General features: G+C 56.5%; 13 protein-coding genes and 1 tRNA gene. 3 read left to right on the forward strand and 11 right to left on the reverse strand.

All coding sequences use genetic code 11. The annotated features are described in order from the left end of the window. Positions 1-263: 263 nt before the first annotated feature. The gene (locus tag V7660_RS08385; RefSeq protein ID WP_335602628.1) at positions 264-1,064 is read left to right on the forward strand and encodes a GntR family transcriptional regulator; all 801 of its coding nucleotides are present in this window, start codon (positions 264-266) and stop codon (positions 1,062-1,064) included. On the opposite strand, the gene V7660_RS08390 is transcribed toward V7660_RS08385, so the two are convergent. The 9 genes from V7660_RS08390 to V7660_RS08430 form a co-directional block, all read right to left on the reverse strand. Next, the gene (locus tag V7660_RS08390) at positions 1,061-1,849 is read right to left on the reverse strand and encodes a maleate cis-trans isomerase family protein (RefSeq protein WP_335602629.1); all 789 of its coding nucleotides are present in this window, start codon (positions 1,847-1,849) and stop codon (positions 1,061-1,063) included. The genes V7660_RS08385 and V7660_RS08390 overlap by 4 nt on opposite strands. Continuing rightward, positions 1,846-3,045 carry an FAD-dependent oxidoreductase gene (locus V7660_RS08395; RefSeq protein ID WP_335602630.1) on the reverse strand — a complete coding sequence of 400 codons (1,200 nt, stop codon included), beginning with the start codon at positions 3,043-3,045 and terminating at the stop codon, positions 1,846-1,848. Before V7660_RS08395 ends, V7660_RS08390 begins: the two co-directional genes overlap by 4 nt. Positions 3,046-3,112: 67 nt before the next feature. Continuing rightward, complete coding sequence (locus tag V7660_RS08400) at positions 3,113-4,303, reverse strand: CaiB/BaiF CoA transferase family protein (RefSeq protein WP_335602631.1); 1,191 nt, start codon at positions 4,301-4,303, stop codon at positions 3,113-3,115. Positions 4,304-4,967: 664 nt separating this feature from the next. Continuing rightward, positions 4,968-6,329: an aromatic amino acid lyase gene (locus tag V7660_RS08405; protein ID WP_335602632.1), complete on the reverse strand. Its 1,362-nt coding sequence runs from the start codon at positions 6,327-6,329 to the stop codon at positions 4,968-4,970. Next, positions 6,307-7,653: a hypothetical protein gene (locus V7660_RS08410; RefSeq protein ID WP_335602633.1), complete on the reverse strand. Its 1,347-nt coding sequence runs from the start codon at positions 7,651-7,653 to the stop codon at positions 6,307-6,309. The genes V7660_RS08405 and V7660_RS08410 overlap by 23 nt, the downstream gene beginning before the upstream one ends. 245 nt (positions 7,654-7,898) lie before the next feature. Further along, on the reverse strand, positions 7,899-8,519 hold the full coding sequence (locus V7660_RS08415; RefSeq protein ID WP_335602634.1) for a LysR substrate-binding domain-containing protein: 621 nt from the start codon (positions 8,517-8,519) through the stop codon (positions 7,899-7,901). Between the two features lie 104 nt (positions 8,520-8,623). Beyond that, the gene (locus V7660_RS08420) at positions 8,624-9,274 is read right to left on the reverse strand and encodes a hypothetical protein (protein ID WP_335602635.1); all 651 of its coding nucleotides are present in this window, start codon (positions 9,272-9,274) and stop codon (positions 8,624-8,626) included. Between the two features lie 236 nt (positions 9,275-9,510). Continuing rightward, on the reverse strand, positions 9,511-9,804 hold the full coding sequence (locus tag V7660_RS08425; protein ID WP_335602636.1) for a hypothetical protein: 294 nt from the start codon (positions 9,802-9,804) through the stop codon (positions 9,511-9,513). A 222-nt stretch (positions 9,805-10,026) separates the two neighbouring features. After that, positions 10,027-10,102, reverse strand: a tRNA-Thr gene (locus tag V7660_RS08430). A 236-nt stretch (positions 10,103-10,338) separates the two neighbouring features. On the opposite strand from V7660_RS08430, the gene V7660_RS08435 reads away from it, so the two are divergent. Continuing rightward, positions 10,339-10,812 (forward strand): hypothetical protein, encoded by a 474-nt coding sequence (locus V7660_RS08435; protein ID WP_335602637.1) that lies wholly within the window; start codon positions 10,339-10,341, stop codon positions 10,810-10,812. A gap of 225 nt (positions 10,813-11,037) precedes the next feature. After that, positions 11,038-12,768: a methionine--tRNA ligase gene (gene metG / locus V7660_RS08440; protein ID WP_335602638.1), complete on the forward strand. Its 1,731-nt coding sequence runs from the start codon at positions 11,038-11,040 to the stop codon at positions 12,766-12,768. On the opposite strand, the gene V7660_RS08445 is transcribed toward metG, so the two are convergent. Continuing rightward, positions 12,759-13,451, reverse strand: coding sequence for a DUF938 domain-containing protein (locus V7660_RS08445; protein WP_335602639.1), 693 nt, complete (start codon positions 13,449-13,451; stop codon positions 12,759-12,761). The two genes, metG and V7660_RS08445, sit on opposite strands and share 10 nt — an antisense overlap. Beyond that, positions 13,448-14,458: an aldo/keto reductase gene (locus tag V7660_RS08450; protein ID WP_335602640.1), complete on the reverse strand. Its 1,011-nt coding sequence runs from the start codon at positions 14,456-14,458 to the stop codon at positions 13,448-13,450. The genes V7660_RS08445 and V7660_RS08450 overlap by 4 nt, the downstream gene beginning before the upstream one ends. Position 14,459: the final 1 nt, after the last annotated feature.

Genomic DNA, 14,459 nt, shown 5'->3' on the forward strand with positions numbered 1-14,459 from the left:
GCGTCTCCTGCCGCAGGTGATGGAATCTCTCCTTATCACCCAATTTCAATGCAAGCCGAGTTTCCCCGGCAGACGACTTCCATCCAAACAAACACATGTTGGAAACATCAATCGACTATAAAGATATATCTTATTTGAACTTGATCTAAAGTAAAGACAAGTTCGGTCGGACTTGTCACTTTTTTCAAGGTGTCCGGCTTTCCGATTGATTGTTTGGCGAAGAAGCCAGTCTGTGCTTAAACACCGTTCAGGGAGCTATCAAATTGAGCAAACAGACTGGCAATACTGGCGGCGTATTCTCTACGCCAGATTCGCAAAGAGGGGGCGTGCCCGCTTACTACAAGCTGTATGTCTTGCTGGCACAGAAGATCCGCGACGGTGAGTTACAACCAGGTCAGGCGCTTCAATCGGAAAACAATATGACGGCTGAATATGGTGTGTCCCGCATCACAGTACGGAAGGCCTTGGATGTGCTGGAGCAAGAGGGCCTTATCGTTCGCCGCCGCGGCGCACGGACATGCGTGGCTGTACTTGAGAATGACGTACCCGAACCAATCGTTGAAGGCCCTGTAGACAACCTGCTCACTCGCGGCTTGGCAGCCAAGGCACTAAACATCGAAGCAGGCTGGAAGCTGGCCACTCCCGATGCCCGATCTGCATTGCGTCTGCAGAATTCAGAAAAGTGCTTCTCCGTCACGCGCCTACGATCTCATGCGGACACCCCATTTTCCTACAGCCGGATTTATGTTGCGCCTGACGCTGCCCAGACCTTGAATCAAGACGATCTCGGGAGCGAGCCCATTCTCGTCCAGATTGAGAAAACGGGTTTGTTCGCGTCTTCAGCGGACCAGACCTTAAGTGCCAGGCTTGCTCAAGATCCAGCCGCCTCTGCCCTGAGAGTCCCAGTAGGGTCAGCCTTGATCGAACTACGGCGCATCGTGTTTGATAAGATGGAAAAGCCATTCCTGTTTCAAGTCAGTCTCTATCGGCCTGACAAATATGAATACAATATGCGCCTGTCGCGCGACAGCGCGACGGCCCGCCCGCAATGGCGCCACACCTAGCTGGCTAGTGCGCTGGATCGTGCTTCTGACAAGCGCACGTCCCAACCTTGGATGTAGGGCGGATCATCAGCCTCTAGAAGCTCTGTCTTTCCAGCGATCTGCAGAAGCCGCCAGGCCAAACAGAGGTTCGACGAGATGATGGGCACATTGAGCTTTACATCATGTATCGCGGATAGCGTGGGCATGCCTGTCCCACTTATCAGCACAGCATCCACACCCTTCATCATGCTATCCTGCAACAATGGCAGAGCATCAGCACTGGAAAGCTCGTAAATCGTTTCAGTGTTGGATGTCCGGGTTTGAACGCGCCGCACATTCGTTACGTGGAACCCTGAAGCGGTCCAATATGCATGTGCGGCATCTGACAGCCAATCCGGATAAGGAGAGACAAGAACAATCCGCTCGGCTCCCAGGGCTTGTAAAGCGGCCCGGATCGCCGAAGCGGCCATCACAACAGGATAGCCGAACCGGTCAGACAGCTTTTCTTCTATCGCCTGTTCTGCGTCCGCACCAACAAGATACGAGGAGCCGGTACAAGCAAATCCGAAACTGGTCAGCTTCATCCCACCATAGCCAAGCAGCGTATTGTCGAGATTCTGAATATAGCTCATCAACCTCTGCTTCGGATCCGCGGCGTCGCAAATCAGGCGACTCGCCTGTAGTGAAACAGTTCTTGGAAACAGAATTGAAAACTCGGCTTCAACCGTCGGGTTTGCCTGGGGCGTCGCCACTCCCAGCCGTCCATTGTTGCCATAGTCATATCTCGGATCGGGAAAAAAATTCATTTGATGCCCTGGGACCTCCGCCATCCGGTTATCATTGAAGAATTCATCAGAAACGCCTTGCACTCTTCCTTATCGGCGATGATTGCCTGGAGCCTATCGAAAGCTTCCTGACGCTTGCCGGGGTCGCGCTCCTGCATCCTTTTACGGTTTCCATCGGCCTGTTTCAGGATTTGTTCGTGAGCTACCGGTCTACGTTGGCGCGTATACTGATCAAGGAGACTTTCACTTGCACCACACGCCATTTGCCGGAACTTGTCTGTCAGGATGTAGGCGTCATGCAACCCGCCATTCATACCCATTCCGCCGCTTGGGCTGTTCAGGTGCGCAGCATCGCCAACAAGTACAAGGCGACCCTTTCGGTAATCATTCACAATGCGCATATGCAGGCGATATGGGCGAACCTCCAATACGCTATGCGGTTCATCTATAGGAACAATTTGCTGAAGCTTTCTTTCAATCGAAGACAGGCGCGTCGCTTCCTCAATTGTCTCTCCTTCGTCTGGGTACAGGCTGCATCGCCAAAGATCTGGTAGGCGGAGCAAGGTGAATGTACCGCCCGGCTTCCAGACGTAATTTATACCAGACAGATTGTCCAAGTGCTCCTCAAACTGGAAATGTGTTGTCGCCAGTATGGTAGTCTCAGGATAGGTTACACCTTCGAATTGAAGACCCATCGTTTTCCGGACGATGCTTCGCGCACCGTCGGCCCCGATGACATATCGGGCCGCAACCACACTCTCTCCCCCGGCCGATTCCACTGTCATGTTCACGCCATCGTCATGCTCGGACACGGATTTAACCGTATGACCCAAAAGCACCTGAACATTCTTCCGGGCACGCAATTCATCGTAGAGAAAGCGGCACAATTTGGATTGCTCGCACTGCAATCGATACGGATGCCGCGTCTCCCTTTCGAGAATGGACAGATCAAATTCTGCCCTTTCTCCCGTAGAGTGCATTCTAATCTGCCAGGTCGGACAGATACGCCCCGCCTCAAGCAGCTTGGCGGTGATTCCGTACTCCTCCATCATATCCAGGGTGGGGGGATGAAAAGTTGATGCGCGCAGGTCGTCCTGCAGCTCTGCCTCAGCCTCCAACACGACACAATCAATGCCAAATTCCGATAATCTCAACGCAGTAAAAAGCCCCACCGGCCCGGCGCCAACAATGACAATATTGTGTTCAGGAACACTCATACACAGCTCAATCTATCAGGTTTAAAGGATATGGTTCGATGGAAACCAGGCTGGGGGAGCGACACGCTCACTCACATTGAATAAGGTTTTGCGCTGACAATTCCGTAATCTCCTGGTCGGGGACTCCGAGGTCCAACAGCACACGCCGAGTATGCTCACCGACTCTGGGCGGATTTAATTCGAGACCTGGGCGCAGGCCGTCCATTTGGACCGGCAATGAAGGTAGTTTCGTCTCTCCCCCGTCGGGAAGGACGATGTCCAGCAAGCCGCCATTCGCGTTCAGGTGCTCATCTTCGAACAGATCTTCCGGCTTGGATATGGGCGCGAAAGGCAAGCCAACCCGTTCGAGCTTCTCCATTAATTGCATCTTGTCGAACGTCGAAAACAGTGCCTTGAGACGTGGAATCAGCTCTTCGCGTCTGGCCACACGCTCATTGTTCTTGGACAGACTTTCGTCAGCCAGCCAATCCGACAGGTCAAATGCCTCGCAGAATTTCTGCCATTGCGTGTCCGATACCACTCCCACAAAGACTTTCTCGCCGTCACAGACGTCGAAAACATCATAGACGGACCAGGCGGAAATTCTGGCTGGCATGGGCGCAGCAGGCGCCCCGGTAACCGCGTATTGTGCCATGTGCTGCCCCACGAGGAACGCGGTTGTCTCGAACAAGGAAGCGGACACGAGCTGACCCTTCCCGGTCGAAGCTCTCTGTTGAAGAGCTGCCAATATCGCGATCGCTCCAAACATACCCCCGGCAACATCAATGACCGAAGCACCCGCGCGAAGCGGTCGCCCAGGCGGACCTGTCATATAAGCAAGACCACCCATCATTTGGGCAACCTCATCCAGGGCTGTTCGCCCCTCATATGGACCTGGAAGAAAGCCCTTCTCACTACAATAGATCAGCCCGGGATTTGTGGCCGATAACGTCTCATACCCGAACCCCAGCCGGTCCAGCGCGCCTGGCCTGAAATTCTCGATGAATATATCCGCTTCATTGATCAACGCCTTGACGTGGTCAGCGCCCCGAGTTGACTTCAAGTCAACGGAAATACTGGACTTGTTACGATTGTACATGGCGAAGTAGCCGGCTCCTGACCCCTTCAGCCGACGCGTCTTGTCGCCGCCGATTGGCTCGACTTTGATGACTTCGGCGCCGAGATCCGCAAGCACTAGTCCAGCCGCAGGCCCCATGACCATATGGGTAAACTCCACAACTTTTGTTCCGGCTAGCGGCTTGGAGGGGACGTGAGCCATAAAAAATCTCTTCCATGAAACTAGTATTGCATGTAATACAAGTTGGATTGGATTGGCAACTATTTTATGAATATCGCGAGCTTTTGTGTTCCAGGCAGAAAATCAGAGAAAACTGCCCGATCATTGGCAGCTATCGCATCTGTCAATTTGAGTTGGCGGCAGATCGTGGTCGCAAGATCGACCCGTTCTGATCAAACAGATGCTAGGCGACGTGTAGGCCGTAACAATCGATTGTGGTGCCAGATTATGTACTTCGTAGTGCAAACTATATCGCACCAGCCGCCTTGAACCCGAGTGCGACGCGCCCCATCCTCGCCGGAAAACAGTTATTGCCTACTGCGTACGGATCAAGGCTCCCAGTCAATGATGGGCCAGTTCTGTTTCCCGCTGATAATATGCCGGGTCACAGAGTATGGTGGATGACTTTTAACAGAAGAGATGCCGACAATGGATTTGACTGTGCTCTGGTTCCCTGATGGACGAACGATGCAAGTCTGCAGCAATCGCACCCAAAAAATTCGGGTGACTCAGAGCAGCCCCCCGAAGGCCAAGCGAAGCCCTACCAGGTCTTGAGTATAGATGACTCCAGGCAGACGCTGGGTTTCCTCTAGGTCATGGCACCAAGTTGAAAATTGGGCAGGGTCGCGATGAGTTGATCCTGTTTTCAGGAGCTGACTTCGAACGGGCGAAATCCTGCCGCTTCCGGAAGCCTGGATGCGCGTGCCGCGCCAGGATCCCCCGTCTCGCCAGCTTGCATAGACCTGTCATTGCTTGTCTGTCTTTGAACAGATTGCTCCATGTCCATTATGTCCTGCAGCTGCTGCAAGCAGTCAGAGAGTTGTCGAGAGACGATCATCCCATATGTCCAGAAATCTTCAACGCCATAAGAGGTTGCCCCCCCTGACGCGAAAACACGGCGACTGTGCAGCATCCGCATTTGCTCGAGATTCGCCGCTGCCAGTTTCGGCCATTGAATCAGCCCCAGGGGATCATTCGGCCCAGTGCCATCGCGGGCAACACCCTCGACCTGGCCGCTGAGAAAATATTCCATCCGCCGAACAAGGGTCCAGCCGAGCATGAGGATACTATCGATTAACTGGCCCGTGGCGAGCGACAGGGAAGGCGCAACAAAGGACCCGCTCGGCAGAATGCGCGTTTCGCCCTGGCCAGTCTTGCCGATGCGCGGATTGGAGCTTGGTTGGCTCAGAGTGTTGAGGAGTTCTCGAGCGAAGCCGGCAATTGCTGTGTGAAAGGCAGACAGGGTCTGGGGAATGGCGCGGATGGCGACAGGTGGCTGAAGGTCGCCTGGAGCGGGATACCGGCTCGCCTCGGTAATAAAGCACAGCGCGGCCTCGACCCGGGGCTGAGCGACAGGTGCCAGGAAGGCATCATTGGCCGGCACCCGCATGAGAAATTGCCGCGTGGTTTCCAGATAGGTCGTCCAGGCCTTTTCAAGACGTTCAAACCCGGCCAGCGCCGTTCCGATATGGACGAAGGCACCATTGATCAGGGCCATCCCCTCGCCAGGCTTCAATTCATAATCCGGACGGGCAGCAAGCACGGACCGCGCCCAATAGGCAGCCGGAATGACATCTCCCGACGAATAGGAGGCACCAGCCGGAATCTGCGGCGCGAACTCAGGATCTGCGGATAGGTCAAGCAGTATTTGGTAGAGGTCGGGGGAGATCAGCGCGCCACCGGCCGATATGGTCAAACATTTCGCGAGATGGATGAACCGGGCCGTCTCCCTGTCCACAAACTCCGTTTGCGGAAGACAATGATTGTGTATCAGGTCTCTCTGATAGGACAAAGCGAAATCGGCTGGCATGGGCTCGCCCTCCCGATGCCCGGGCAATGTGTTGACCCCGTAAATATGCGGCGGCGCGTCTGCCGCCATGATATCCTCGAAGGCCTGGTACTGCTCGGCAATATGAGACCGGGCCTCGGAAAGCTCAGCCAGCACACGGCCTGAGCGGATATCCGAGATCAGTTCGGCCAGAAGGCTAATTTCGTCGGAATGAGGCATACAGCGCTCCCAGGATGACGAGAAGGATGATGGCATTGAAGGTCAGATTGATGTCGAGCCAGCCAAACAAATCGACCAGGCCCGGCACCTGTCCCGGCTCCGGACGCTTCACATAACCGAATATATCGAGCACGAAATTGAAAACTTGCGTGGCACCGAGGACAAACAGGGCAAATTGCAGGAGCCGTCGGTCCGTTTTGGCGACCTGAAACGATTTGCGATCCAGTCTCGAGCGTACCAACTGGTCCCTCGACCTCAGCGTATCGGCCAGATGGTCCATCCCAAACGTCTTGAACAGCGTTTCAAAGTATCGTCGCCGCGGCCCCTGTAGAGATATTTCAGCATCTCGCGCTTCATTGAAGACATAGTCGACAAAATTCTCCATCCGGTGAAACCGGGGGATAAGGCGTTCGACCTCGCGCCGAGTCGATGCGGCCGACAGGGCCCGATAGACCGAGTTCTGATTGTCATTCAGAACATCAAGTATGCAATAGAAATACTGCGCCAAAGAGGACGCCTTCAGGAACGCATCGAGGTCGGCCTCGTCGCGAACAATACTGGACCCGGTATAGACCATCGAACCATCCTTGCCGTGAAGCCCATAGGTTCGGATTTCGTTCAGCCGCAACAAGGTGGTCAGGTCTGACTCCGACCGCTGGTCCTCATCCAGCTGGTAGATTCGATGAGCCCAGAAGAAAGCAGAACGAGATTCGTCCCATCTGGGAAAATCGTGATCATTCAGATCAAAGAATATCTGGTATTTCTGGCGCGGTCGCATGAGATAGGGCTTGTGGGGCCAGTCGACCTTGCGGGCTTCCAGGCGGGTGATGGCTGGCATGACCAGAAGATTGTTGAGCGGGGCAACAAGGCCTTCTGCGAATTCGGACAGATATCGCTCGAACGTATCGGCCGTCCAGTCTGGCGGAATAGCATCAACATCAATGTCGCCAATCAGGCTCAGTATGGCGAGTGTATTGTCATAAATCTCGACCCGCGCCTGGCTTACCGCTATGCCCCGTCCGGCCGAGCCGGATCTATCTGGTTCATCCCCTGATTTGCGCGCGCCCTGTTCTTCGAGCCAGCTGTCGGAGAGGGCCATTGCGGCAATCGGCCTTGAGAACCAGGGCAAGGCATCATCAGACAGGGTCTTCAATTTGCCCGACGCATTTCCTGCAAAAATCTGCAATGAGGCGACGGCTTCCAGATCGCCGATCGGCTCAAAGGCCTGCCTCAGAGCGATCTCAGCATCTTTCCTGTGAACGCCAACGATCTCGGATTCAAGATTGAGGAGCGTTCGGAACGGAACCGACAGACCAAATCTCATTCTCTATCCCCCAAATAGCAGGCATGGCACAGGCCCCGTACAGGGCGTCGTTCGCAACCTAGCCGGTTTTGAAGGTAAGGGAAAAGCCCGCGCAGGGATCACGTTGTCGCGAATGTCTCCCTTTGCGCCTTGAACAGCCAATGGCTGCGCCTCAATTGAGAGACTGTGGAGGCATCGGCTTAAAGTTCGATACATTCTGCTAGCGCCAGCGCCCCAATCGTACTTCGCTAGCTATATAGTGTCACTCACTCCGGTATCCTCTGACAGTAGCGATCTGACAGATGTTTTGCAAACACCTCCGCTGCTGGTGCACGGGCGGAAGACTTCAGCCGCATCATCGCAATTTCGCGCCTGATATTTGGATTGACGAGTTCATATTGGGGCAGATCTGAAAACTCACTTCCGGATGGAACCGAATTTGGAAGTATGGCGCATCCGAGCCCGCATCGCACGAAGGCAAGCGCTGTTGGAATCAGACGGGGGGTCAGAACGATGTTCAACTGGATGCCCGCCTGCGCGCATGCAGCATCAATGAGCGCACGGATCGTCGTGCCGTTCACCATTGCTATGATGGGCTCGTCACCGAGGTCCGCCCAGGCAAGGCTTCTATTCGAGGTCGTCGCAGAGTTGATGTTGCCAACCAGAACCAATCGGTCATGAAATAACGATACGGATTCGATGTCCTGGCCCGAAGCACTATGGCTTAAGGCTATCTCGATCCGGCCTGCGCGAAGAAGTTCACTCAATTCTTCACCCGGCGCGTCAATGATATTTACCAGGATTTCAGGGTAAATCTCTTTGAAGCTGGCGACAATGTCCGGCCAGGAGTCCCGAAAAATCGAACGCGTCGTCGTCCGGTAGCTCAAACCTCGCAATGCTTTCGTGCTGCGGGTAAAGCAAATATTCGCGCGCAGTCTCGATTTGGTCTATTTCGCTCTGGGTAAAAGCAAACACAGTTCTCTCCTGTCGACTAATTTGATAAAGGGGGGCATGAAGGAATCCCATCAGGCTCGTTCAGCACTTGTCCTGACGACCAGCGGGTAAGCGCGTCTTCCAGCCCCGCGGGGAATTCCGGCACCCGGTCCCTGCTGATCTTTCTGCTATCAAGTCGCATGCTCATATCAACACGGTCAGTTATTTTCCTGAACATCGTCATCTTACGGATTTTATAATCATTTCCCGGAAGAATCAGCTCACTGACCGTAAAGTAGGCAGGTTTTCCAAGAAATTGGCCAATCTGCTGAGCTGACGAATTTGCCAGTCGTTCCGCTCTTTGTGCTGCCGCCTCCTCTTGTCGCCCGCTCTCCCCCTCGCCTTCAGCTGCCGACATGAAGAAAGACCCGACAAGCTCGCTCCCGTCTGGGGCCTGGACCGCAAATTCATGCTTTGACGTCCAGCCGAACGTGTCGACAGTGAGTTCAGAATTTCTCTGGCTCAACAACCAACGCCCATCCGCCCCGAATTGAATCGCCTCTTCGCTGGGAATGGTCAGCAGGAGGTCCCCAATACAAATGTGGTAGGCTTTGATAGCGTCGAGTTCCTTCCCTTTGGAAGGCCGCTCACACCCGCTCGAAAATAGAGCCACTGCAATCGAGATCGTGCCAATCCAAATAAAATCCATGAATCACGCTCTTTCGAGTTAGCGTGCCACGGCATCACGGCTACTCCAAGCAAAAAAACAACCTTAACAAGAATTACTTGGGCTTCTACGGGACGCATACATTTTATCGTCTGTCCCGAGACCAGAATATTGCGCATTTGCTGCAAGCACGATTGAATGCCTTTGAACGGAACGAGTGGGTCCAGCGACGCAGGTCTCTAAAAGTCGCTACCCTTGGTAGCGCTATTCCACATAGGTCACTGAGAAAGCAGCACGGTCGATCCGTCTTCGAGAGCGGCGTCCTGACGCTCGCCGATACCGGTGCGATAGACCTCCGGCGTACGCGCGGCCGCCGGCGTCAGGCATGGCATGGCAAAGACCACAAGGAGGCAGGCGGCCGCCGCGCCCCGCGAGATGGCCGGCAGGCGCCATCTTTCCCGGTGGGACCTGGCGGCATCCGGCTTTGCTGCTTCAGGTCGCGGCTCAGGCAGGCGGTCGATGATGCCGACCGCCGCTTCGATATCGCGGGCGGGGGCGATCGCCTGCAGCATATATTTGCAATCTTGATCGGAGCTCCCGGTTCGCAGCGTCCGACTTCACATTTTTCTTTGATCGAGCCGGCATGACAAAGCAGGCAGGCATCCGCGATGCCGCTGATCCACTTTTAGACTGAAGAAATTCACAATTTTCTGAGCTGGAACCCCAAATGGACCCCCAGAGCGATTTTTCGGATGATCTGGGGAACAGGAACCGCCTCAAGTCCTTGTTTTTAATGGTGCCGGCTGAGGGACTCGAACCCCCGACCCTCTGATTACAAATCAGATGCTCTACCAGCTGAGCTAAGCCGGCCACGCTGGAATGGCTGTCACTACTTCGATCAGCGCGGCCATGCAAGCGGGTCTTCCAGTCATTTTGGTGCCGGCAAGGCTCCCGTTTTCTTTCAAATTCCCCAACTCTGCCCCATTCGCCCCGCGAGCCGCATATTTCCGCCTCAAACTGGGTCTATCCAATCCTTAACGAGATCACACATCAAGATGTGGCGTGGATGGGTGTCAGATGACCCGAGAGCCTGAAGGAAGACGGATATGAGACGCGCGCAAATACTTGCCGGATTCAGCATTGCCGCCATCGCGCTGGCATTTCCCGCCATGTCGGACGCGCCGAAGGCCCCACCGCTGGAGCCGGTGCATGTTCCTTTCGAGAAGACCTGTCAGGACACAAAGATCACCGTCTATTTCTCAAAGCAGGAATCGGTCCTCTCCTCCTATGCTGCTCGTTCGCTCAATACTGCCGGCGACCAACTCGCCGGATGCGCGGTGTCGGATATTCAGGCCCGCGTGATTTCTGCCGATGCCTCTGACGACTCCGCAGCCACCAGCCTGTCGGAAGCTCGTGCTGCGGTCGTACTCGAGGCCCTGAATGCCCGCGGCATCCGCGCCCGCGACGTCCGCACCAATTTTGTCCCGGCGGCTGAAGCCACCCCGACCGAAGCCCTCACCTTCCCGATGGCGCGCCGGGTCGACCTCACCGTCAAGGCCACCACCGGCTACGGCCTCTAGGCCAACAGGTTTCCTCCCGGAAATTCCAGGATTCCTCACCGCGTCCTGGAACCCCTCGCCCCGAACGCCCTTGCAGCGTGTTCGGGGCGTTCTTTATAACGGGCGCCCTGTTATTTCAGGCGTTACAATTCTTTCCTTTCCGGCGTGCATCGCTAAAAGGTGCTGGGCACCCGGACACCCGGCCCGGGCCTGCTTGCAACGCTATTTGGGAAAGATCGCATCTCCATGACGCAAACCCGGCGCATTCTCGTTACGTCCGCCCTGCCCTATATCAACGGCATCAAGCACCTCGGCAATCTGGCTGGCTCCATGCTGCCGGCCGATGTGTATTCCCGTGTGATGCGGCTGATGGGCCATGACGTGACCTATATCTGCGCAACGGATGAGCATGGCACGCCAGCAGAACTGGCCGCCCAGGCCGCCGACATGAGCGTGCAGGCATATTGCGACGAGCAGTACGGAATCCAGCGCGCGGCCGGCGAAGGCTTCAACCTCTCCTATGATTGGTTCGGACGCTCCTCGCGCCCGGCCAACAGCGCGTTGACCCAGCATTTCGCGCAAGTTCTGGAACAGAATGGCCTGATCGAGGAGCGCACGTCCAAGCAGGTCTACTCGGTCGATGATGGCCGTTTCCTGCCAGACCGCTATGTCGAGGGCACCTGCCCGACATGTGGCTTCGAAAAGGCGCGCGGGGACCAGTGCGACAATTGCGGACGACTGCTCGATCCTGTCGACCTGATCGACCCGTACTCATCTGTGTCCGGCAGCAAGAATATCGAAATCCGCGACACGAACCACCTTTATCTGCTGCAGGCGCAGATGCAGGACAAGATCCGCGAATGGGTCAACAGCAAGGGCGCCCAATGGCCTGGCCTGGCCGTCTCCATCGCCAACAAATGGCTGGATGAGGGCCTGATCGCCCGCGCCATCACGCGCGACCTGAGCTGGGGCGTGCCGGTGCTGGACGACGATGGCAATCCGCGTCCGGGCTATGAAGACAAGGTCTTCTATGTCTGGTTCGACGCGCCCATCGAATACATTGCGGCCACGCAGGAATGGGCCGAAGCGACCGGGAATGACTGGGAAGCGCTCTGGCGCACCGACAAGGGCGCTGATGACACTGAGTATGTCCAGTTCATGGGCAAGGACAATGTCGCCTTCCACACGGTCAGCTTCCCTGTGACACTGCTTGGCTCTGGCGAGCCATGGAAGACGGTCGACAAACTGAAGGCCTTCAACTGGGTTACCTGGTATGGCGGCAAGTTCTCGACGTCGAACAAGCGCGGCGTCTTCATGGACCAGGCGCTGGAATTGCTGCCAGCCGATTACTGGCGCTGGTATCTGATCGCCAATGCCCCAGAGGGCTCGGATGCCGCCTTCACCTGGGAAGGTTTCCAGGCCGCGGTCAATTCAGACCTCGCCAATGTGCTCGGCAATTTCGTGAACCGGATCACCAAATACACGGTGTCGAAGTTCGACGGCAAGGTTCCGGAGACGGGCGAGGCCGGCGACGCCGAAGCGTGGATGGTGGCAGAGCTGCAGGAGCGCCTGCCACGCCTGATCGAGCATTATGAAGCCATGGAATTCCGCAAGGCCGCTGCCGAGACCCGCGCGATCTGGGCCGCCGGCAATGAATACCTCACCAAGGCCGAGCCGTGGGTGAAGTACAAGTCAGATGTGGATGCGGCCGCTGTCGGCGTGCGCACAGGCCTGAACCTCGCGGCCCTGTTTGGTATTCTCGCGCTACCGATCATTCCCGACGCGGGCAAGAAAATCCTCGATGCGCTCGGCATTCCCGAGGAGCATCGGAGCTTCCAGTTCCGCGACATTCCGGGCCTGCTGAACAGCCTGCCGCCGGGCATGGAGATTTCTCCGCCGGACGTGTTGTTTCAGAAGATCGAAGACAGCCAGGTCGAAGAATGGACGGAGCGGTTCGGCGGCGGTGATCAGGCCTGATTCTGGAAGATCACGCTCAGATTGTTGGCAGGCATTTCAACAATGTTCGCCACACTCAGGCCCACCTCTTCTGCCAAGGGGATGATCTGACGGTCGAGATCGCGCACACCCCATGAAGAATCGCGTGACTGGAGGCTTTCCGTGAAGGCGGCATTGGACGGGGCGATCTCGCCATTGCGCGCGAAAGGGCCGTACAGGAACAGCTTGCCACCCGGCTTCAGGAGCCGTCCCGCGCCCGCAATCAGGCCGAGGGCCGCTTCAAAAGGTGCGATATGGATCATATTGATCGAGACGATGGCATCCCAATGGCCGGGGCGTTCGACGTCGCCCCATTGCCTCTTCGAGGCATCCACGACGGCAGGCCCGTCCAGCCGGTTATGTGCGCTTGCGGCCTTCCATGCCGACTGACTGCGCCGGCTTTCGGCATCAATGTCCGAATAGGTCCAGTGGAGGCCGGTGAGTGCTTCAGTCAGATAGGCACCATGCTCGCCGGTGCCGGAAGCAATCTCCAGCATATGACCTGCCTCACAGACATGCTCGCGGAAGACATTCAGGATCGGATCGCGATTGCGCGCGACCGATGGCGAATAGCGCCGGCCATCCGTCTGCGTGTCGCGCGACTCCAGAGCCACCGGCTTGCCGCTTTCGGACTTTGGGTAAGCCCTATCGGGATCGCGTGTCATTGGGCCTGCTCGAACGGATACATTTCCGTGGTCACAACGGATTGCCCCATCGCATTGTAGCGCGGGCCCACCGCCTTTTCGGGCAGGAAGAACGCATCCAGTCGCGCTACGATGTCGTCCGACAACTGAATGTTGCCCGCATGCCAGTTCTCTTCCAGATGTGACAGATTGGTCGTGCCCGGTATCGGCAGAATGTTGTCACCCTTGGCCAGCGTCCAGGCGAGGGCGAGTTGGGCCACCGAACAGTCCGTTTCCCTGGCACATGCCCGTGCCTCATCCAGCAAGGGCAGATTGCCGGCATAATTCTCAGGCGCAAAGCGCGGGAAGATCGACCCGCGCAAATCCGACTCATGAAAATGAGCGAGATCGACGGGTGGATCAGCCAGAAAGCCGCGCCCGACTGGCGAGAAAGCCACGAGCGCCACACCGAGTTCCTCGCAGGCTGCCTTGATCGCGATTTCCGGGTTGCGTACCCATAGCGAGTATTCGCTCTGCATCGCCGCAATCGGATGGACCGCATGGGCACGGCGCAAATCGGCTTCGCCCATTTCGGACAGGCCAATCGTGCGGATCTTGCCCTCTTTCACCAAATCCGCCAGCGCGCCGACGGAGTCCTCAATCGGTACGTTCGGGTCAGGCCGGTGCATGTAGTAGAGATCAATCGCCTCTGTCTGCAGGCGTTTCAGGCTGGCCTCGCAGGCCGCCTTGATCGACTCCGGACGTGCATCCAGCGTGCGCTGGCCATCTTTGAAGCCCAGCACGCACTTGCTGGCGAGGAAATAGCTGTCCCGCCGGTCCTTCAGGGCCTGCCCGATCAATTCCTCGCTCCGGCCAAACCCGTAGAGGGTGGCCGTGTCGAGGAAATCGTAGCCGAGGTCCAGCGCGCGTACGAGCAGGGCCTTCGCATCCGCCTCATCCATGGGCGGGCCATAGGCATGCGTGATGTTCATACAGCCGAGCCCGACCGGATAGACCTCGCGGTCTCCAATGCGTCGTTTTGCAGTCATC

The organism is Hyphomonas sp. (assembly GCF_036964145.1).
Lineage (GTDB): Bacteria > Pseudomonadota > Alphaproteobacteria > Caulobacterales > Hyphomonadaceae > Hyphomonas.

Bases quoted from the DNA above. Each gene is read 5' to 3' on its own strand.
- V7660_RS08425 (WP_335602636.1), bottom strand. From the start codon at position 9,804: ATGCTGCAGGCGATCGCCCCCGCCCGCGATATCGAAGCGGCGGTCGGC.
- V7660_RS08420 (WP_335602635.1), bottom strand. From the start codon at position 9,274: ATGGATTTTATTTGGATTGGCACGATCTCGATTGCAGTGGCTCTATTT.
- V7660_RS08450 (WP_335602640.1), bottom strand. From the start codon at position 14,458: ATGACTGCAAAACGACGCATTGGAGACCGCGAGGTCTATCCGGTCGGG.
- V7660_RS08400 (WP_335602631.1), bottom strand. From the start codon at position 4,303: ATGGCTCACGTCCCCTCCAAGCCGCTAGCCGGAACAAAAGTTGTGGAG.
- V7660_RS08410 (WP_335602633.1), bottom strand. From the start codon at position 7,653: ATGAGATTTGGTCTGTCGGTTCCGTTCCGAACGCTCCTCAATCTTGAA.
- V7660_RS08435 (WP_335602637.1), top strand. From the start codon at position 10,339: ATGAGACGCGCGCAAATACTTGCCGGATTCAGCATTGCCGCCATCGCG.
- V7660_RS08405 (WP_335602632.1), bottom strand. From the start codon at position 6,329: ATGCCTCATTCCGACGAAATTAGCCTTCTGGCCGAACTGATCTCGGAT.
- metG (WP_335602638.1), top strand. From the start codon at position 11,038: ATGACGCAAACCCGGCGCATTCTCGTTACGTCCGCCCTGCCCTATATC.
- V7660_RS08390 (WP_335602629.1), bottom strand. From the start codon at position 1,849: ATGAATTTTTTTCCCGATCCGAGATATGACTATGGCAACAATGGACGG.
- V7660_RS08395 (WP_335602630.1), bottom strand. From the start codon at position 3,045: ATGAGTGTTCCTGAACACAATATTGTCATTGTTGGCGCCGGGCCGGTG.
- V7660_RS08445 (WP_335602639.1), bottom strand. From the start codon at position 13,451: ATGACACGCGATCCCGATAGGGCTTACCCAAAGTCCGAAAGCGGCAAG.